The organism is Oribacterium sp. P9, assembly GCF_046365365.1.
Lineage (GTDB): Bacteria > Bacillota > Clostridia > Lachnospirales > Lachnospiraceae > Oribacterium.
The window spans coordinates 92,552-113,052 of the sequence record NZ_JBKEIS010000007.1; the positions used below are offsets into that span (position 1 = coordinate 92,552).

Below are 20,501 nucleotides of genomic sequence, written 5' to 3' on the forward strand. Positions count from 1 at the left end.
CCATAAAGTTCAGTTTAGAATCTGTTTAGAAAAATTTAATGGGGTCTGACCCCATAAATTTTCGCGAGCTGTTCCCAGGCCGGGATGGAGCGTTCGATCATCGCGTAGTCGACGCAGTAGGCGATGCGTACATAGCCCGGGAGGCCGAAGCCGTCACACGGGACGATGATGATGTTGAGCTTCTCCGCGGCGGCGGCGAAGTCCGCGGCGCTGCCGTTCGGTGCCTTCACGAGCATGTAGAAGGCACCCTCTGGTCGTACGCACTCGAAGCCGAGGCCGGAAATGGTGGCATACAGCAGCTTCCGGTTCCGGTCATAAAACGGAACATTGGCCTCTACAGCGAGACAGTCCTTCACGACGAGCTGCAGGAGGGACGGCGCGTTCACGAAGCCGAGGCAACGGTTCGCGATCGTCAGGGCCTGGATCATCGTGTCGTGATCGTCTGCGCGCTTCGCCAGCGCCATGTAGCCGATACGCTCGCCCGGCAGTGACAGGGTCTTGCTGAAGCTGTAGAGGAAGACCGCGTTTTTGATGATATTCGGGATGTACGGGACGGTGAGGCCGTCGTACACGAGCTCGCGGTACGGCTCGTCGCAGATCACGTAGATCGGATGGCCGATTTCCTGCTCCTTACGTTCCAGCATCGCGCCGAGCTTCCGAATGGTTTCTTCGGTGTAAACGGCACCCGACGGATTGTTCGGGTTGTTCACGATGATGGCCTTCGTACGCTCGCCAATGCAGGCTTCCGCGGCGTCGATGTCGAGCTGGAAGTGTGCGGTATCCGGTGGGACGATGGTGAGCTTCCCGCCGAAGTTTGCGGCGTAGCTGCGGTACTCGGTGAAGAACGGGGCGAAGGTCAGGACCTCGTCGCCTGGATCAAGGAGTGCGCGGAGGACGTCGTTCAGGCCGCCGGCCGCGCCTACGGTCATGATGATGTCCTGGGCATCATAATCGGTGCCGTGGAGGCGATTCAGGTGTTCCGCGACCGCGGCACGCACCTCCGGGTAGCCTGCATTGGCCATATAACCGTGAACATAATTCGGCGCTTCCTCTGTCGCGATGCGTACGATGGAATCGCGCACCTCCTCCGGGACCGGCGAGGCCGGGTTGCCGAGGCTGAAGTCGTAGACGTTTTCACGGCCGACGCGTGCGGCGAGCTCCTGCCCGAGCTCGAACATCTTGCGGATCGCGGAGTTGCCGGCGACCAGCTGCTGCATACTTTTCGAAAGTGCCATATCTTCCTCCTTCGCCCGCGGATGGCGGGCGTTTGTGTCGTTCAGTGATTAGGGTCAGACCCCTTCCGAAATCCGGAAGGGGATGCCCGGGGGTACGCAGGGGTCAGCCCCCGGTACAGACGTTGCTTCTCATTTCTTCTCATTGTACCCCAACGCTTCGCGCGCTTGAAGTAGTATTTGGGAATATTTTCGATAGCCGAAAAAAAGAAGTGCGGGTGTCGTTCCGAATAGACCGGAAATGGACGCATGAAGAACAGTAGCGACGGAAATGAATGAGCACTATCCACTTTTAGCTCTTTTTATAAATAATGGATATGTTTTGCGGGTGAAAATCGATTCTTGCAGAAGAAACTATCCATTATTTTAGTATTTCAAAAATAATGGATATCAAAATGCTAGTTTCATAAGAGCTGATGCGTGACAACTATCCAAGATTTTTAAATAGAAGGATTATTGGATACGAAGAGATCGATGAAGGTAAGATATCTTCAAAATCCATATCTACTTTTTATGAATCAAGCCGATCTTAGATCGTACGCAAATAAGCGTATGTATGATTCCGTCCAAATTTATCCAATATATATCAAATATGAAAATAGTAGATAGTCTGAGTATCTGCGCAAGTTCGGTGAAATTAGTCATAATTATCCACTTTTTTCAAAATTATCAAATATTTGATATTTCTCATGATTTATATGAAAAACCCGCCGAAGTATCGGCGGGTTTGGGCTGTCAGACAGGATGTCAGATCTCTTCAGCGGCGCGGTCCTTCGCTTTTTCGGCGTCGATGCGGGCTTCCATCTTTTCGAAGCTCTCGCGGTGGCGCTGTGAGGAGGCGCGGAGACGCGCGTAGAATTCGAAGTCTGCGCTGTGGCGTGGGTGATGGGTCATGGTCGGGTTGTTTCGAAGGGTGTTGCCGACCCACCAGTTCATGCGGCCGCTGCGGGCATCACCGCCATCCTCCAGGATGGCGAGGCGCTCTTCGAGGCGACGACGGCGTTCCTCGGCGAGGCGACGGCGCAGCTCGAGGCTGCGCTGGACGGCGGACTTGCCGAGCTCACCGGCGCTGCGGCCGGTTTCCGCAACCGTGCGCACGGCCTGCGCGCCGGTGTCGGCGACGCTTTGCGCCGCGCTGCGCGCGGTCTGCATGCCGCTGTCCACAGCGGCACGCGCCGCCTGGACGCCGTTTTCGGCGAGGCTGCGCGCCGCGAGGGTGCCCGTCTCACGGGCAGCCTGCAGAGCGCGGGCAGCCTCCTCGGTCGCGAGCTTCGCGGCCGCCAGACGTCCCTCCGACTCCGCGACGATCTTCACTTCAGAGGCATTGGCACGCGCCGCCTCCTGCAGCTCCTCGAGATGCTCGCGAGCTTCCGAGATACTCAGCTTCAGCTGCTGAATCTCCTCCGAATTTGCGGCGAGGGTCTCGAGACGCTTCCGGATATCGAGGGCACCGAGTACAGAGAAAATCACGTCTTCGACGAAGAGCGTGTAGAGCATGGTGACGACGACGATATAACCGATCGGGGTCCAGTCCACGGTGAGCTCCGCCACACGCGGATGCAGGAAATGCACGAAAAAGAGCGCCATCGCGCCCCAGCCGAGGGACGCCCCGAGGCAGATGTAGCCGCGGAAGTTCAGCGGATTCTGGCTGTAATCCCACCATTTCATGTGGAAGATGTGGTACATGAGCGGCCCGGTGATGAGCTCGAGGCCGGTGCCGACCAGCATGCCCATCAGGAAGGTCGTGATGAGGTTCGCGCGGTAGGGCCAGGCGAAGATGAGGAAAAGCGTGCCGCCGGCGCCGTAGATCGGAAGCCACGGGCCGTGACAGAAGCCGCGGTTCATGAGGCGCATCGATTTCAGCGAGCAGTAGGTCGACTCGAAGCACCAGCCGAAGATGCAGTAGAACATGAAAAACCACGCCCACTGCAGCAGAGTGTAATTCTGAAAGACCTTTAAACCATTAACGAAAACCCACATTTTTCTTGAAATTCCTTTCTATGAAGACTCAGAGTAGCCGGTCCGGAAGCTTCTGGATGGCGTCGAAGAGGCGCTGGAGGATGCCGGCGGAAAGCACGAGGGTCATGAGGAGCGACAGGGCGATGAGCAGGAGGACGTGCAGGCTGTTTTCCGGGCCGGCGGCGGTGATGAAGCCGCTTGCGAGGAGGAGGTCACGGATCGGGCGGTGCAGGATGTAGATCTGCAGGGTGCGCTGCCCGATGGTGGTGAGGAGCGGGATCTGCCGGTTCGGCATCAGGGCGAGGAGCGTGAAGCTCATGAGGCCGGATACGAGGAACCAGGCGAGGCGGATCAGCCAGAGCTGCGAGCTGAGCGCGCCCGGAAAGGCGGCTGGGTTCTGCTCTGGATGGAAGCGGTAGTACCAGGCACCGTAGACGACGTTTCGGTACGGAAGCAGGCGGTCGAAGGTCTGCGTGCCGATCAGCGCGAAACAGAGGAGGCCGAGCGCCATCAGGAGCAGGACAATGCCTCGATCGGCACGCTTTGAAGTCCCTTCCGAAGACCGACGCCGGGAGGTCGCGCGTTTCGGTGCCGCTACACTCTCCTGCTGCACTCCGAGAAACTTCATCAGGCGTTCCGGGCCGATGAAGTAGCCGGCGAAGAAGAACGGGGCGAAGGCGATGACGCGATCGAGGGCGAGGAAGTCGCCGATACCGGCGAGGGCACCGCTCGCGAGGTAGCCGCCGGCGAGGGACAGGCCTGTGAGGAGGATCCAGGCGATCAGACTGCACGGGATGCCGCGCTGTGCCCTGCCCGCCTGCAGACCCTCGTCCGACTGCGCCCGCCTCTCACTCGGCTGGTGGCGACGATTCGAACATGCAGGCCGGAGCGGAAGCACTTTTCCTCGGCACCCGGCGAAGAAAGGGATCATCAGATACCAGAGGAGCAGGGCGAGGAGGTACCAGGGTGCACCGGAGGTATGAAGGAAGTCCGGGAAGCGGGTCGTGCGGCCGTAGGCGGGAATCTCCGAGAAGAACAGGATGAACTGAAACAGGAGGTACAGCCAGAGGGTCGAGCACCAGCGATGTCCGTTGAAGTGACCCACGGTAGTCACCTGCTGAGTGGCAGAAACATTGGTCGCGTGATGCGGGTGGCGCTGTGCACAGTTTTCGGCTGGAGCATGCGCCTGCTTCGGCACGCGGATGTAGATGCGCTGCGCGAGGAGGCCGGAGATGAAGACGAAGGCGGGCATGTGAAAGGCGTAGATCATATAGAAGAAATTTGTGACGCCGCGGGTCGTGCCCTGGATCGGGAGCAGCATGTGGCCGATCACCACCAGGGTGATCAGGATGCCCTTTGCGTTGTCGAGCTTCAGATTTCGTTCCTTCACAAAACACCTCACTAAATCTGAGGACCAGGCCCGGGTTGCACTTCTAGCGACCGCAAACGTATCCATCGCCGGGCCGGTCCAAATAAAAAACACGGTGGCAGGCCGCCTCTCTCTGATGGCAGCCCTCCACCGTGGCTTGATTCATATCTGCACCGCTCGTGCGTCCTGTCGTAACGGGCACCTACGATGCTTCATACTTCATCTTTGATCATCGCTTATTTAAACAGCGGCTCGAGTGCGGCTGCCAGCTTCTCCTTCTCGGCTTCAGCCTCTGCGAGGTCCTTTCCGAGGGTGGTGTAGTAGGCCTTGATCTTCGGCTCCGTGCCGGACGGGCGAACCACGACGGTGGAGCCGTCATCGAGGGAGTAGATCAGGACGTTCGCTGCTGGAAGTCCGGTCTCCTCCGGCTTCGTGTAATCCATGACCTTCACGACCTTCTTACCGGCGAAATCCTTCGGCGGATTCGTGCGGAGCTCGTTCATGATGCCGGCCATCTTATCCATACCGCTGAGGCCCGGGAACTCGAAGGAATCGACCTTGTTGAGGTAGCGTCCATACTCCTTGTAGATCTCCTCGAGGCGCTGCTTGATGGAGGATCCGATGGAGCGATAGTACGCAGCCATCTCGCAGATGAGCATGGAGCCGATCACGGCGTCCTTATCACGTACATACGGGCCGGCAAGGTAGCCGTAGGACTCCTCGAAGCCGAAGATGAAGCGATCCACTTCCCCGGCTGCCTCGAGCTGTGCGATCTGGTCACCGATCCACTTGAAACCGGTGAGGGTCTCCCGAAGCTCGACGCCATAGTGCTCGGCGACAGCATTGGCCAGCGGTGTGGAAACGATCGACTTCACAGCGACTGGCTTCGCCGGCATGGTGCCCTGCTCGGTGCGGCCTGCGCAGATGTAATCGAGGAGCAGTACGCCCATCTCGTTACCGGTGACGAGCTCATAGGAACCGTCCGGGCACTTCATGGCGATGCCGACACGGTCTGCATCCGGGTCGGTCGCGAGCATCAGGTCCGCGCCGGTCTTCTCAGCGAGCTCGAGGCCCTTCTTCAGTGCGTCGAGGATCTCCGGGTTCGGATAGGAGCAGGTGGTGAAGTAGCCGTTCGGGTACTCCTGCTCCGGCACGATCGTGATGTCGTGGATACCGATGTCGTTCAGTACACGGGTGACCGGAACGAGGCCGGTACCGTTCAGTGGTGAGTACACGAGCTTGAGGCCGGAGGTCGCCGCGATACCCGGGCGGATCTGACGTGCCTCGATCGCCTCGTAGAGTGCGTTCTTGCAGTCGTCCTCGACGAACTGGATGAGACCCTTATTGACGCCCTCGGCGAAGCTCATGTACTTCGCGCCGGTGAGCACGTCGGTCTTCTGGATCTGCTGGTAAACGATGTCCGCAGCCTCATCGGTCATCTGACATCCGTCCGGACCGTAGGCCTTATAGCCGTTGTACTTCGCCGGGTTGTGGGAAGCGGTCACCATGATGCCGGCGTTGCAGTGATAGTAACGGGTGGCGAAAGAAAGGGCCGGTACCGGCATGAGCTCATCGTAGATGCGCACGTGGATGCCGTTCGCTGCCAGCACACCGGCTGCGTCACGTGCGAAATTCCAGCCCTTCAGACGGGAATCGTAGCTGATCGCAACGGTCTGTGTTCCGCCCTGGGTCTTCACCCAGTCTGCCACACCCTGTGTCGCCTGACGAACGACCCAGATATTCATCCGGTTGGTTCCTGCGCCGAGTGTGCCGCGGAGGCCAGCGGTTCCAAACTTCAGTGCAACGGCGAAACGCTCCTTGATCGCGTCATCATCGCCTTCGATATTCTGAAGCTCGGTTTTTAAGTCAACATCCTGAAGCTCGGCATGAAGCCAACGCTTATATTCATCCTGATACATAGATAGATTGCCCTCTCTTTCTGAAAAATTCAGCTATTATAAATATATCAATTTTGCACATCCGCTTCAAGGCGTCGGGGCATGTTCACGGCAGTTTCACTGAATTTTTAGTAACAGTCCAGCCGGGAGGTAGAGCCCCTCCGGGTCCTCATCTGGCTGACTCTTCGTGTCCTCTTCTCTTCACTGCATCATGCCACGTGCGAGCTCCGTCAGTCGCGCGCGGTGGTTCTGCGACGGGTCCTGAAGCACCTGGTCGAGGAGTGCGTGCAGGATCCGCCCGATTTCCGGCCCACGCGGGATGCCGATCGCCATAAGGTCCTGTCCGCTGATCTCGAGGTTTTTCAGTTCAATGCAGTCGCCCGCGACGCGGATGGCCGCCACTTCAAACTGTACCCGTCGGATGCAGTCGAGGAGCTCCGCCGTAGGGTCTTCGTGCTTCTCCGGTGCGCTGCAGGCGCTGTCTGGCTTCGTCGCGGTCTGACAGCATGGCATGATCACGGTCTCCTGCTTCGGGCAGGCGGCGTCGAGGTACGGCCGCATCCACTCGGCATCACGTGCCGCGAGGAGCAGGCAGGTGACGGCCCGCAGATAGTTTTCGTAGGTCTCGTAGCCGACTTCCGACAGCTTCTTCCGGATCTTGTAGCGTGAGTCCGGCAGCGGTTCCTGGAAAAGCTGCGCGACGGTGCCTGCCTTCGCGATGGTATCATTGTCCATCTTCAGCTCCCGGAGGATGCCGCGCGCACGGTCCGGCACACCGCGCAGGAAAACGCCCCAGCGGAGGTAGCGCTCGGCCGGAAGGTCGGACGGCATCCACGGATAGACCGGATAGTCATCCGGCACGTCGATCGCGTCGTGGAAGGCGTCGGCGAAGTGCTCACTGATGTACTCGGAGAGGCCGCTCGTCGATACCAGCGCGATGTGCTCTGGATGGTCGGACATCAGGAGCTTCGTGAGCTCGACGGCGATACGCTCCTTCGAGACGTGCTCGAGGTTCGGCGCAAGCTTCCGTACGGCCTCCCAGGTCGCCGGATCGATGTCGAAGCCGAGCTGGGCCGAGAAACGGAGGGCGCGGAGCATGCGAAGGGCATCCTCCTGGAAGCGCTGCTCCGGCTCGCCGACGGCGCGGACGACACGACGACCGAGGTCCTCGAGACCACCGAAGTCATCCACGATACCACTCCGGTCATTGACCGCCATCGCGTTGATCGTGAAGTCGCGGCGCGCGAGATCCTCATGGAGCGACGGCGTGAACTGCACCACGCTCGGGTGACGACCATCGAGGTAGGCGCCATCGATCCGATAGGTCGTGACCTCATAGCCCTCCCAGACCGGTGCGGACCTCGCCCCGGGGTGCTCCGCCGAACGACCGGCATGCGCTGTGCCGGAATGCGCGCCCTGCGATGCTGCCCTGCGCGCATTTCTCTGGATATCGGACGCCTCACCAGCCGCAGAAGAATCCGCCTGCTCCGCCGGCATCAGCACCGTCACGGTGCCATGCTGGATCCCGGTGTCGATGGTGCGTCTGAACACCGCCTTCACCTGCTCCGGACGCGCACTCGTCGTGATGTCCCAGTCGCCCGGAACCCGCCCGAGGAGACTGTCGCGCACACAGCCACCGACCGCGTAGGCCTCGTAGCCCGCACGCTCCAGCTGATGGATGATATATTCTACATTTGAAGGTAATTTGATTTTTTTCATTATACTTATTTTAACATGGAATGCCTGCATAGCGCAAAAGAGCTGTCGCAGTCGCGACAGCTCTACGGCACCCGATATTCAAATCAGATCAGTATGCACGTCCCCAGTATACCATCTTCGTCGCCGGCTTTCCGCAAACAACACAGGTATCGCTGATGGTCTCCTGCTCGAACGGGATACATCTCGAGGTGATGCCGGACATCTCCTTCAGCTTATCCTCGCACTCGCGGCAGCCACACCACATGGCCTTCACGAAGCCACGCTTGGTGTTTACGATATCGACGAGCTCGTCCATGTTGGTCGCGCTGGAGGTATGCTCCTCGAGGAAGGTCTTCGCGCGGTCGTACATATCCTGCTGGATCTGCTCGAGCAGCTTTCCGGTCTCCTCCGCGAGTTCGTCGAAGGAAACCTGGATCTTCTCACGGGTATCACGACGTACCAGTACGGCATGACCGGCCTCTATATCCTTCGGACCGACCTCGATACGAAGCGGAATACCACGTACCTCACAGTCCGCGAACTTGAAGCCCGGTGACTTGTCACCATCGTCTACCTTTACGCGGAAGCCGGACTTCCGAAGCTGATCTCTCAGCTCGTATGCCTTCTCAAGCACGCCTTCCTTCTTCTGCTGGATCGGAACGATGCAGATCTGCGTCGGCGCGATTCTCGGTGGCAGCTTGAGACCGGAATCATCACCATGTACCATGATGAGCGCACCGATCATACGGGTGGTCATACCCCAGGAAGTCTCGTATACCGGCTTCAGCTGGTTGTCCTTATCAAGGAACTGTACATTGAAGGCCTTCGCGAAATCCGCACCGAAGTTGTGGGAGGTCGCACACTGAAGTGCCTGACCATCATGCATGAGAGCCTCGATGGTATAAGTAGCTACGGCACCGGCAAACTTCTCCTTCTCGGTCTTCTGTCCCTTGACGACCGGGATCGCAAGCACGTTCTCCGAGATGTCCGCATAGATCTCGAGCATAAGCTTCGTTCTCTCCTCAGCCTGCTCCGCGGTTGCATGCACGGTATGTCCCTCCTGCCACAGGAACTCACGGGTTCTCAGGAACGGACGGGTGGTCTTCTCCCAACGAACGACCGATACCCACTGGTTGAGGATCTGCGGGAGATCACGATAGGACTTTACAACCTTTGAGAAGTAATCACAGAACAGTGTCTCGGAGGTCGGGCGTACACAGAGACGCTCCTCGAGCTTCTTCTGTCCACCCTCGGTTACCCAGGCAACCTCTGGTGCGAAGCCCTCGACGTGGTCCTTCTCCTTCTGAAGGAGGGACTCCGGAATCAGCATCGGCATCGCTACGTTCTCTACGCCGCTCGCCTTGAAGCGCTGATCCAGCTCATGCATGATGTTCTCCCAGATCGCATAGCCAGCCGGACGGATGACCATGAACCCCTTGACGGATGAATAGTCCGTGAGCTCTGCCTTCTTAACAACGTCTGTGTACCACTGAGCGAAATCCTCCCCCATAGGAGTGATCTGCTCGACAAGTTTCTTGTCTGCCATAATCATAGCCTTTCTTTTTGAATGCGTCGGCACCGTCGCACATCCTTCGTGCCTTGCCGTCGCAGGTTTATATGCGCATCTATTTTAGCATGTGAAAAAGGATTTACAAGAGAAAAGCCGGAGGATTATCCTCCGGCGCATAAGATTCGTATAAATCAGTACTGCTTCAGGTGAATCGCGAAGCCTGCAATCTGCTTATCGAGGTAGATAAACATGAGGCTGCCGTCCGGGTTCTTCTTTGCGGTCTCCGGCTTCACGCCCATGCCGCGCTTCTCGAAGAAAGCGACCGCGGCGTCTACGTCATGGCAGCCGATCGCGATGTGGCCCTTCTCGCCCGGGCCGTCCTTCTTCATGATCTCGATGAGGTCCGAAGCGAAGATGGAGCTGTTGCCGACTCTCGGGATGAAGCCCATGAGGGTCTGGAACTCGTCTGCGATTCTGAGTGCATCCTCCTCGCCGTTTGCATTGATACCTACATGCAGTACGCAGAGACCGAGCTCCTTCACTGCATCATACTCCTTTGACATCTGATCTGCCATGTTCATACCTCCTGTTGTCTCGTCATCGTTTCCGCCACTGTCCCGGCCAATGCAGTCGTCCTCCGCGGAGGCACCCGCCCGCGCGACAGTAAAGCGCTTTACTTTACTAATAAAATACTCTTTCTCTCCCGCTTAATCAAGCGGATAGATTTCGTGCAGGAACTCCATCTGCGCACCCATATTCTCGAGGAGCGCATCGAGTACGGTGATGGCCACCATACACTCCACGACGACGCAGGCCCGCTCGACGACGGTCGGGTCATGGCGGCCCTTGATCTCGATCGTGATGTTATCGCCCTCTTCGTTCGCGGTTTCCTGCGGGCGGGCGATGGACGGCGTCGGCTTGAAGTAGGCACGGAGGACGATCTCGGCGCCGTCAGACATGCCGCCGAGGATGCCGCCGGCGTGGTTCGTCTTCACACGGAAGACCTCCTCCATGCCGTCGAGCTCACCACTTGCGAGCATCTCCTCGAACTCTTCTTCCGTGAGTGGCGTCTCGTCATGGAGCGCACGGGCGCGGTTCACATCCTCGAGGCTCGGCTGGTGCTCGTAGTCCTCGTCGTCATCATCGACCTCCATCGGGGCGATCGGCACCGCGACGGCCTCAAAGCCATCGTTGTTCTCGGAGCCGAGGGCGCGGGCTGCCTTCGTCCCGTCGCCGATCTCCACGGCCTTGACCGCACCGATCGACATCACGGCCTGAGCGAGGCGAGCGTCGAGCTTATCGAAGACCGGCTCACCGATGCCGGTCGGCATGTTGTTGACGAAGCAGGTCACCACGCCACCGGCGCTGTCCTTCTCCTCGCGGAGCTCGAGGATGCGCTGGTCGGCCGCCTCCTGGCCAGCCGGAGTCGTCACGTCGATACCGGCAAGCTCCGTCACCTCGGCGTCCACCGTGATGCCGAGATCCGACAGCACCTTCGCTGCGACGGCACCACCAGCAACACGCGCGAGGGTCTCGCGACCGCTGGAGCGACCGCCACCACGGTAGTCGCGGAAGCCGTACTTCTCATAGAAGCCGTAATCGGCGTGGCCCGGACGGAACACGTGGGCGATATCCGAGTAGTCCTTACTGTGCTGATCACTGTTTCGAACCATCATCGCGATCGGCGTACCGGTCGTCTTTCCCTCGAAAACACCGGAGAGGATCTCGATCTGGTCGTCCTCCTTCCGCTGGGTAGCCTTCAGATTCTGGCCCGGCTTCCGCCGGTCCATATACGGCTGGATGTCCTCGACGGACAGTGCGAGGCCAGCCGGACAGCCATCGATGATGACGCCGAGTGCCGGTCCGTGTGACTCACCGAAGGTGGTGATACGAAAGAGTTTTCCAAATGTATTGCCTGCCATAGATGTCCCCCTGAAACGCGGAATGGAGAGCGCCTGTGCTCTCTCCATCCCACTGTGTATCGATCGGTCTCCGCCGCGCGTGGCGGCAGAGACCTTCATTTTATATGTTCATGTGACTCTGAAGCTTATTTACCGGATGGCAGCTTCACCATGCAGATGCAGTTCGGCTCATCCACCGGGATATCGCGGGCGCTCATCACGAGCATACCCGTATCATAATCCATCGAGAAGAAGGTGATCGTGCCGGACTCGTTGTTCGCGGCCGCGATGTGCTTCTCATCCGGGAAGATACAGAAATCCTTCGGATAGACACCGGATACCGGGAGGGAGCTCTTCATGGTCAGAAGGCCGGTCTCGACATCACGCTCATACATCGTGATCGTATCGATGCCAGCATTGGACACAAACAGATGCTTCGCATCCTTATCCGGTGAGAAGCGCATCTGACATGCCGCGATCAGCGGGCTGTTCGACGGGTCGTTGTGGGTCGAGATGGTCTGGATCTTCTCGAGGTTGATGTCGTTCGGCCTCTTACCCTCGGTGAAACGGTAAACATCGACGACATTCTTCACCTCATACATGAGGTAGAGGAACTTACGATCCGGCGAGAAGCGGAAGTGACGCGGTGCGGACTTCAGCTCACAGCGGAGCGTGTCGATCTGACGCATCCGTCCGTCCACCTTATCAAAGCGGAATATGCGTACCTGGTCGATCCCGAGGTCTGCGACGAGGATATACTTCTGATCATCCGTCATGCGTGCGCAGGATACGTGTGGACGGAAGGTCCGCTCTGCGACGGAGCCGATGCCCTTATCGAAGACGCCATCAACGATCGGACCGACGGAACCGTCCGGATTCAGTGCGAGCAGGGTCGCCTTGCCATCGTGGTAGCCGGAGACCATCAGGTACTGATCGAACTGGTCGATCGCGAGGTGGCAGCCACGCATGCCACGGATGTTCTGGGTGTTCAGCTTCTGCAGTGCACCGTTCTCGAGGATACGGAAGGAAACCACGCCCTCATCCGCGATGGAATACAGTGTCTTCTGATCTCTCGATGCGACGAGGTAGGAGGAGTTGTTCACCTCGATCTCGGTCCGCTTCGTGAAGGTTCCTTTCTCTACATCGACATCACAGACGGTGATGCCCTTTGCATTGCCCGTGTAGCTGTAGGAACCGATATATGCCATGTACTTCTCTTTACTCATTTTCTGCCTCTCCCGACGTCCTTCCGGGCGTACATTCATAAAATTGTATCTATTTTATCACAGTTTACGGCCCTGTTACAATGATAACGATGTGTCCAGGGGAAATTTCCTGGGCACTTCGCGGCTATAATGTGTTAAAACGCGGAAACAGCAAAGAAGCCAGCGTAATGACGATCATCTCGAGGATTCGTCATCACACTGGCCCCTTTCAGTTAATTCTGTCTGCGATGTTTCGCGAGAATCGCTTTCTGGGTGGCGTTCAGCCGGCTTTCGGCGCGCTCGAGGTCGAGCTCGTGATGGCCGACGTGGTCGCAGCCGTTTTTCGCGTAGCTGCAGAACGCGCAGGCGCCGCTTTTCGCGACGGCCTTATGAAGACTTCGGAGGATGAGGATCACCATAAGTGCGATCAGTCCTCCCACGATGAGATCTCCCATAGTTCCTCCTTTCTGAGAATGATGCTTCGATCCCGTGATCATCATCGTCCGGGAAGCATCTGTCGGATCCTTCGGTGGGCAATGCCTCCAGCTACACCATCTGCGTGGTGCCCGGAGACATTGACCTGAAATACTTCTGAAATTACTTCTGTGCCGCGGCGGCTACGGAGTCGAACTTGTCGGAGAGCTCCGTCGCTTCGTGGTACGGGCGAACCAGGGCCCAGATGCCGAGGATGACGAGGGCGATGGCGATGACGGTGAAGATACCGAAGTGGGCTTCACCGGTGAAGAGGCCGACGATCTGGTAGATGACCGTACCGACGCAGTACGCGAGACCGCACTCCCAGCCGATCGCTCTCCAGGTCCACTTTGCGTTGTTCATCTCACGACGGATCGCGCCGATCGCTGCGAAGCAAGGTGCGCAGAGCAGGTTGAAGGCGAGGAAGCTGTAGCCGGCAGCGACACCGGAGTAGTTCGCCTGTACGAGGTTCCAGATCTGGTCACCTGCCTCGGCGAGCTCCTCTGCTCCTTCATAATGGAAGAGGATACCGAAGGTACCGACGACGTTCTCCTTGGCGACGAGGCCGGTCACGGCAGCCACAGCGGACTTCCAGTCTGCCCAGCCGAGCGGTGTGAAGATCCAGGCGATCGCGTTACCGATGGCCGCGAGGATGGAGTTGTCCATGTCGACCATGCCGAACTGGCCGTCCTGCATACCGAAGGAGGAGGTGAACCAGACCGCGATGGTGGACAGAAGGATGATCGAGCCGGCCTTCTTTACGAAGGAGGAGCCACGCTCATACATGGACTTCAGGATGTCGATTGGTCTCGGAAGGTGGTACGCCGGGAGCTCCATAACGAATGGAGCCGGGTCACCTGCGAACCACTTCGTCTTCTTCAGTACGATACCGGAGAAGATGATGGCTGCGATGCCGAGGAAGTACGTGGATGGTGCGACCCAGGAAGCACCGCCGAATACCGCGCCTGCGAGGAGGGCGATGACCGGAAGCTTCGCGGAGCACGGGATGAAGGTCGTGGTCATGATCGTCATACGACGGTCACGCTCGTTCTCGATCGTTCTCGATGCCATGACACCCGGAACGCCGCAGCCAGAGCCGATCAGCATCGGGATGAAGGACTTACCGGAGAGACCGAAACGACGGAAGATTCGATCCAGGATGAAGGCGATACGCGCCATGTATCCACAGCCCTCGAGGAAGGCGAGGAAGAAGAACAGGACGAGCATCTGCGGCAGGAAGCCGAGCACCGCGCCGATACCTGCGACGATACCGTCGAGGACGAGACTTGTCAATACCTCACCGGTGCCGAGTGCACTGAGGATGCCTTCGAAAAGGCCCGGGATCGACGGCAGCTCGCAGAGGCCGAAGAAAGACCACGGGTCTGAGCCAAACAGGACATCATTGACCCAGTCGGTACCGATCGCACCGATCGTCGAGATGGAGATGTAGTATACGAGCCACATCACGGCTGCGAAGATCGGGAGCGCCAGGAAGCGGTTCGTGACGATGCTGTCGATCCGGTCGGAGGTGGACAGCTTACCGACATGCCTCTTCGTGTACGCAGCGGCGATCATGTTCTGGATGTAGCTGTACCGCTCGTTGGTGATGATGGACTCGGCGTCGTCATCCTCCGCCTTCTCGACCGCGGCGATGATGGACTCGACGTCGACGTTCTGGCCGGCACCGATCATCTCGTGGCGGATCTTATCATCACGCTCGAAGAGCTTGACCGCGAAGAAGCGCTTCTCGCCCTCCGGAACGTAGGCGGCGATCTTCTCCTCGATCTGGAGGATCGCATTCATGACTTCTTCAGAGAAGCTGTGTACGATCTCGGTGGAACCGGTCTGTGCCTCATGAATCGCGAGCTCGGTCGCCTCCTTGATGCCCGTGCCGTTCAGCGCGGAGATCTTCACTGCCTTACAGCCGAGGTACTTCTCGATCTGGTCGAGGCGGATCTGGTCGCCGTTCTTCTCTACGACATCCATCATGTTCACGGCCATCACCACCGGAATCCCGAGCTCCTTCAGCTGTGTGGTGAGGTAGAGGTTACGCTCGAGGTTCGTACCATCCACGATGTTCAGGATCGCATCCGGCTTCGTGTTGATGAGATAGTTTCGCGCAACGACCTCCTCCAGTGTGTATGGAGAAAGTGAATAAATACCCGGAAGATCGGCGATGGTCACATCTGCGTGGCCCTTCAGCTTACCTTCCTTCTTCTCTACTGTAACGCCTGGCCAGTTACCAACGTACTGGTTCGATCCGGTCAGCTGGTTGAACAGCGTCGTCTTTCCGCAGTTCGGATTACCTGCGAGTGCAATCGTGATTGCCATTTGATTTTCCCCCTCTAAGATTTTCATTCTCCGCCACGTCCTCCGTGGCCAATGCTTCCATCCGGGCACCGCCCGCTCAGGATCTGCTGTGCTCAGGCCTTCGTCTCGACCTGTACCATCTCGGCGTCGGCCTTCCGGACGGAAAGCTCGTAGCCACGTACGGTGATCTCGATCGGATCGCCGAGCGGCGCTGCCTTACGCACATGAAGAGTCGTCCCCTTCGTGATTCCCATATCCATGATTCTTCTCTTGATGGCACCCTCACCGGTGATCTTCGCTACAACGCAATCCTCACCTGGCTGAACCTCTCTTAATGTTTTCAACTCTATTCCCTCCTCATCTATCTATAAAGCGCAGACACGCTGCGGATGATACTGTGTTGCTGTGGCTATGGACTCACCCACGATGCTTCCTGTGCTCGTCTACGGATGTTATCGCGTCTTCACGCACTGATCATGACCTTACGGGCCATCGTCTCGTCCAGTGCCAGTCTCGACTCCTTCACCTGTACGATCAGATTGCCGCGATTACAGGAAACGATCTTCACCTTGCCTCCGGCATAGAATCCCAGTGACTCCAGGAAATGCTGCGTCTTGTCATTTCCTCCGATGCGCTGAATCTCATATTCTTCACCCTGTGTTCCCATCGATAATGGCATCATCGTACCTCCTTTACATGATGTTGATGGCCGCCGCCTCTACATAAAAGTATAAATTAGTCCCGTCTAATTAGTCGAAGCTAACTTCACGCTAGTAAGTTAGCACTAACTTTTTTTCAAGTCAATAGCTTTCGTTAAAATAATTAGTTATATCTAACTTTCGCGGATATCCGCTCAGATGTGTTATACTATCGGGGATACATGATGAAATCTTCAAGTTTCTGAAAAGGAGTTTCGATATGAGTACGTATGCGACACATGAGTCGTCGGAGAATTATCTGGAGAGTATTCTGGTGCTGGCGATGAGCCAGCAGGTGGTGCGTTCCATCGATATCGCAAATCTGCTCGGATTTTCGAAGCCGTCGGTTTCCGTGGCGATGAAGCATCTGCGTGAAGAGGGCATGATCACGGTGGATGACAATGGCTACATCGCGCTGACGGAGGCCGGGATGGCGGCGGCGAAGGCGACCTACGAGAAGCATGTGGTTCTTACGAATATGCTGGTGCGGCTCGGGGTGAGTGCGTATACCGCAGGTCAGGATGCCTGCCGGATCGAGCATGTGCTGAGTCCGGAGACCTTCGAGAAGATCAAGGAGCACTATCTGAAGCAGCCGGGCATCAAGGACAGCGCGGAGTACCAGAAGCTGCAGACGATTCAGAATTTCGTTCAGACCGTGCCGGGGCGGCAGGACTAAGTTTCTGCCCATCAGAAATTCGGAGGAGCCAGGAGCGTCGGCAGCAGAAACACAGTACTCCGAGACCGGAAGACTCTAAAATCCCACCCATAAGAAGTACTAAGCCCTCTGCAATCGCTGAGTTTTCTTGATGAAAACTCAGCGTTGCTAGAGGGTCCAGGGAAAATACTAAGTACTTCTAATGGGTGGGATTTTGATTCTTCACGGTCTCTACGTATGGTTTCTTCTGCCGACGTTCCTGGCTCCTCCCGCCCTGTCGTTCCAGACAAAAGAGGACTTGTGGCCTCTTTTTTATCGTCTGAATTTATCCAGCAGGCCGCGGAGGCGTTCTGCGAGGCGGATCGGTTCCGCGACGGCTTCCGTCGGCTTATGCATGGAGGTATGCAGGAAGTAGTCCTGGGAGTCGAACGGCTCCGCACTGTGCTTCCGGCAGTAGCTGCCGTCCGGGAGAACAAGGCTCGCCTTCGCGCTGTCGCGGAGCTGGGCGTCGAGGATCCAGCGGAGCTCGGCACGAAGCTCTTCGTCCTGTATCGGGCACGCGATCTCGACGCGGCGGTTCAGGTTTCGTGTCATGAGGTCTGCCGAGGCGATATACATCTCGGCGTCTGCGCCACGGCCGAACTGGTAGATGCGGGCGTGCTCGAGGAAGCGTCCGACGACGGAGGTGACGTGTACGTTCTCGGTCTCACCTGCGACACCTGGAAGGATGCAGCAGATGCCACGGATGATGAGCTGCACCTCGACACCTGCGCGGGAGGCTTCTGCAAGCTTATCCATGACCTCGCGCTCGGTGACAGAGTTCGCCTTGATGCAGACATATCCGTCGCGACCACGTGTGATCTGCTCGTCGATCTTCCGTAGAAGCATTGGCTTGATCCCGTATGGGGAGACGAGGAGTCGCTTGTACTCGCCATCGAGCTTGTTCACGAGCATGTTGCGGAAGAAGGCCGACGCGTCCTCACCGATGGTCTGGTCAACCGTCATGAAGCTGAGGTCCGTATACATCGCGTTCGTCTTCTCGTTGTAGTTGCCGGTGCCGACCTGGGTGAGGTAGATCGTACGGTTGTGACTACGCATCGTGATGAGGCAGATCTTGCTGTGGCACTTGAAGCCCTCGGTGCCGTAGATAACCTGGTAGCCGGACTCCTCGAGCATCTTCGACCACTCGAGGTTGTTCTCCTCATCGAAGCGGGCACGCAGCTCCATGACGACGAGGACCTCCTTGCCGTTCTCGGCCGCGCGGCAGAGGGCCTGCACGATCTTCGAAGAGGAGGCCATACGATAGATCGTGATCTTGATGGAGAGCACCTTCGGGTTTTCAGCCGCCTCGTTCAGGAGATGCAGGAACGGGTCCACCGAATCGTACGGGTAGAACAGGAGGCGATCGCGCTGACGGATCTGCGAAATCATCGGCTGATCCCGGCGGAGATCCTCGGCCCAGCGCGGATGATGTGCCGGATACTGGAGGCGCATGGAGAGTTCCTTCGGGAGTGCCCCGATCAGACGGAAGACATAGCGCATATTGAGCGGACACTTATCCACAAAGACTTCATGGGTTTCCACACGGACGACGGAGGACAGCAGCTTCCGAAATTCTCCGGAAATCTGCGTGTTCAGCTCGACACGCATGACCGCGAGGTGGTCACGGAGCTTCAGGAGCTTCGTCATCTGGTTGCGGAAATCCGCCTCATTATCGTCGAACTTATCATCATCGAAGCTGATGTCGGCGTTACGGGTGACTGCCAGTACACAGCTCTCCTTCACCGTGTAGGCATCGAACATGGTCGGCAGCCAGCGGAGGAGGATATTTTCCGTACGCACGTAGCGCTTTCCATCCGAAAGCGTCAGGAACGGTGCGGCGGTCTCCGGCATTGGCACGATCCCGAGGGCTTTATGGCCCTTCTTATCCTCGAGGAGAGCCGCGCCGTAAAGACGCTTGTTGGTGAGGTGTGGCACCGGATGGTTCGGTCCGATGAGGATCGGTGACAGCACCGGCAGCAGCTCCGTCTTGAAGAAGTGGTTCACGAGCTTCAGCTCGCTGGCGTCCAGCTTCTCCATCTCGACATCCTGGATGCCGCTTCGTCCGAGCTCCTCCATCACGGCGCTGTAGATCTGCTTCTTCATCGTGAGAAGTCCCGGGATCACCTCATAGATGTGGTGAAGCTGCTCCTCCGGCGTCCAGCCACTTTTATTATCACGGTCATCCGGTGTCATGCGCGCGAGGTCGAAGATGCTGCCCACACGCACCATAAAAAACTCATCCAGATTGCTGGAGAAAATCGAGATGAACTTGAGGCGTTCGAGTGCAGGTACCGACGGATCAGCAGCTTCCTCGAGCACGCGCTGATCAAAGCGCAGCCAGCTTAATTCTCTGTTCTGGGTGTATCTGTATCGTTTCTGAGTATTCTCTTGCATAAATAGCCTTCCCGTACGCCGTACCTGCTGACGAGCAGCTGCTGCGCCTGAAATACATGTGCGATGTGCTGCAGTACCAGGATGCCCGGTACCAGAGTATGAATCCGCTCCGGTTCGAGCTTCAGGATGAGATCAATCACGGCCTTATCCCCGCTGCAGAGGAAATCACAGAGGCCGTCCAGCTGCTCTGCCGTGATGCTGCGGCAGTCCTCCGAGCAGTGGTAGTAGACCCGCGCGAGCTTCAGCACGGCACGCGAGGTGCCACCGACACAGACCAGCAGCGGCCGGGCCTGCTGCCCGTCCGTGAGATAGATCGTTTCTTTCACCGTTTTCCGAATCCGCGCGAGGGACTTCTCTCCCGGCAGGATCTTCTTCACGCAGCGCCGGTAGAGGCTGAGTGAGCCGACCGGGAAGCTCTGGTAGTCCACCGGTTTTCCCTCGTCGAAGGTCACGATCTCCGAGCTCGCACCGCCGACATCGAGGAAGGCACCGCTCGACATGAAGAGCTCACGCATCGCACCGGTGTAGCCGAGAAGCGCCTCGTCCTCGCCGGACAGGATCTCGACCTGGTAGCCGGTCGCCGCCTGGATCACGGCGAGCGCCTGTGCTGTATTTGTAATATTTCGAAGCGAGGCCGTCGCGAAGACCCGCGCGCCCTCGATGTTCAGTGTCTGCAGAATCGTCCGGAAGCTGAGTAGACCCGCGCAGGCACACTCGATGCCCTCTGCGCTCAGTCTGCCATCCTCCACATAGCCGGCAAGACCCGCCATGATCTTCTCCCGAAAGAGAATCTGAAAATCCTGCGCATTCGTTTCATACAGTGTAAGACGGATCGAGTTCGATCCGATGTCAATGATTGCCTGTTTCATGTACTCCCCTCTCTGGCCGTTCCGGCGACCGTTCTTTTTCTCTGATTATAGACCTGATGCCGACCAGTAAGCACAAAGATATAGCCGGAATGTAAAGTCTGCATTCCGGCTGATGTAAATTCCATGTAAAATCAACGGCTGGGGCTGGTTGCCCGAGAGTTTATGGGGTCTGGACCCCATAAACTCCAACTTTAGATTCTGTTTATAAAAATTTAATGGGGTCAGACCCCAATGTCGTCAACTTAACATTTAGATCCACGCGAAAGCGTGGGTCTTATTTTTTTACA

Annotated in this window: 16 protein-coding genes; 1 reads left to right on the forward strand and 15 read right to left on the reverse strand. The window is 57.6% G+C overall.

The window, feature by feature from the left end; all coding sequences use genetic code 11:
* Positions 1-35: 35 nt before the first annotated feature.
* The 13 genes from ACK8P7_RS06215 to ACK8P7_RS06275 all read right to left on the reverse strand — a co-directional run bounded on the left by ACK8P7_RS06215 (position 36) and on the right by ACK8P7_RS06275 (position 16,235).
* Positions 36-1,235, reverse strand: a complete 1,200-nt coding sequence (locus ACK8P7_RS06215) for a pyridoxal phosphate-dependent aminotransferase (RefSeq protein ID WP_410043356.1) — start codon at positions 1,233-1,235, stop codon at positions 36-38.
* A gap of 744 nt (positions 1,236-1,979) precedes the next feature.
* A complete protein-coding gene (locus ACK8P7_RS06220) occupies positions 1,980-3,212 on the reverse strand; it encodes a putative ABC transporter permease (protein WP_410043357.1) in 1,233 nt (410 codons plus the stop codon).
* Positions 3,213-3,240: 28 nt separating this feature from the next.
* A complete protein-coding gene (locus ACK8P7_RS06225; RefSeq protein ID WP_410043358.1) occupies positions 3,241-4,581 on the reverse strand; it encodes an acyltransferase family protein in 1,341 nt (446 codons plus the stop codon).
* A gap of 215 nt (positions 4,582-4,796) precedes the next feature.
* Positions 4,797-6,479 carry a phospho-sugar mutase gene (locus tag ACK8P7_RS06230; protein ID WP_410043359.1) on the reverse strand — a complete coding sequence of 561 codons (1,683 nt, stop codon included), beginning with the start codon at positions 6,477-6,479 and terminating at the stop codon, positions 4,797-4,799.
* Positions 6,480-6,659: 180 nt separating this feature from the next.
* Positions 6,660-8,177, reverse strand: a complete 1,518-nt coding sequence (locus ACK8P7_RS06235; RefSeq protein WP_410043360.1) for a CCA tRNA nucleotidyltransferase — start codon at positions 8,175-8,177, stop codon at positions 6,660-6,662.
* Between the two features lie 88 nt (positions 8,178-8,265).
* Positions 8,266-9,702: a proline--tRNA ligase gene (gene proS / locus ACK8P7_RS06240; protein ID WP_410043361.1), complete on the reverse strand. Its 1,437-nt coding sequence runs from the start codon at positions 9,700-9,702 to the stop codon at positions 8,266-8,268.
* A gap of 155 nt (positions 9,703-9,857) precedes the next feature.
* Positions 9,858-10,241 (reverse strand): VOC family protein, encoded by a 384-nt coding sequence (locus ACK8P7_RS06245; RefSeq protein ID WP_410043362.1) that lies wholly within the window; start codon positions 10,239-10,241, stop codon positions 9,858-9,860.
* Between the two features lie 132 nt (positions 10,242-10,373).
* Positions 10,374-11,588 (reverse strand): chorismate synthase, encoded by a 1,215-nt coding sequence (gene aroC, locus ACK8P7_RS06250; RefSeq protein ID WP_410043363.1) that lies wholly within the window; start codon positions 11,586-11,588, stop codon positions 10,374-10,376.
* A gap of 125 nt (positions 11,589-11,713) precedes the next feature.
* Positions 11,714-12,793 (reverse strand): lactonase family protein, encoded by a 1,080-nt coding sequence (locus ACK8P7_RS06255; protein WP_410043364.1) that lies wholly within the window; start codon positions 12,791-12,793, stop codon positions 11,714-11,716.
* 212 nt (positions 12,794-13,005) lie between these two features.
* Positions 13,006-13,227 (reverse strand): FeoB-associated Cys-rich membrane protein, encoded by a 222-nt coding sequence (locus ACK8P7_RS06260; RefSeq protein WP_410043365.1) that lies wholly within the window; start codon positions 13,225-13,227, stop codon positions 13,006-13,008.
* A 142-nt stretch (positions 13,228-13,369) separates the two neighbouring features.
* Positions 13,370-15,577, reverse strand: a complete 2,208-nt coding sequence (gene feoB / locus ACK8P7_RS06265; RefSeq protein WP_410043366.1) for a ferrous iron transport protein B — start codon at positions 15,575-15,577, stop codon at positions 13,370-13,372.
* A 92-nt stretch (positions 15,578-15,669) separates the two neighbouring features.
* Complete coding sequence (locus ACK8P7_RS06270) at positions 15,670-15,900, reverse strand: ferrous iron transport protein A (RefSeq protein WP_410043367.1); 231 nt, start codon at positions 15,898-15,900, stop codon at positions 15,670-15,672.
* Between the two features lie 119 nt (positions 15,901-16,019).
* Positions 16,020-16,235 carry a ferrous iron transport protein A gene (locus ACK8P7_RS06275; protein WP_410043368.1) on the reverse strand — a complete coding sequence of 72 codons (216 nt, stop codon included), beginning with the start codon at positions 16,233-16,235 and terminating at the stop codon, positions 16,020-16,022.
* A 239-nt stretch (positions 16,236-16,474) separates the two neighbouring features.
* Here ACK8P7_RS06275 and ACK8P7_RS06280 point away from each other — a divergent pair, with 239 nt between their 5' ends.
* Positions 16,475-16,930 carry a metal-dependent transcriptional regulator gene (locus tag ACK8P7_RS06280; RefSeq protein WP_410043369.1) on the forward strand — a complete coding sequence of 152 codons (456 nt, stop codon included), beginning with the start codon at positions 16,475-16,477 and terminating at the stop codon, positions 16,928-16,930.
* A 291-nt stretch (positions 16,931-17,221) separates the two neighbouring features.
* On the opposite strand, the gene ppk1 is transcribed toward ACK8P7_RS06280, so the two are convergent.
* Both ppk1 and ACK8P7_RS06290 read right to left on the reverse strand, forming a co-directional pair.
* Positions 17,222-19,345, reverse strand: coding sequence for a polyphosphate kinase 1 (ppk1, locus tag ACK8P7_RS06285; RefSeq protein ID WP_410043370.1), 2,124 nt, complete (start codon positions 19,343-19,345; stop codon positions 17,222-17,224).
* Complete coding sequence (locus ACK8P7_RS06290) at positions 19,294-20,214, reverse strand: hypothetical protein (RefSeq protein WP_410043371.1); 921 nt, start codon at positions 20,212-20,214, stop codon at positions 19,294-19,296. The genes ppk1 and ACK8P7_RS06290 overlap by 52 nt, the downstream gene beginning before the upstream one ends.
* Positions 20,215-20,501: the final 287 nt, after the last annotated feature.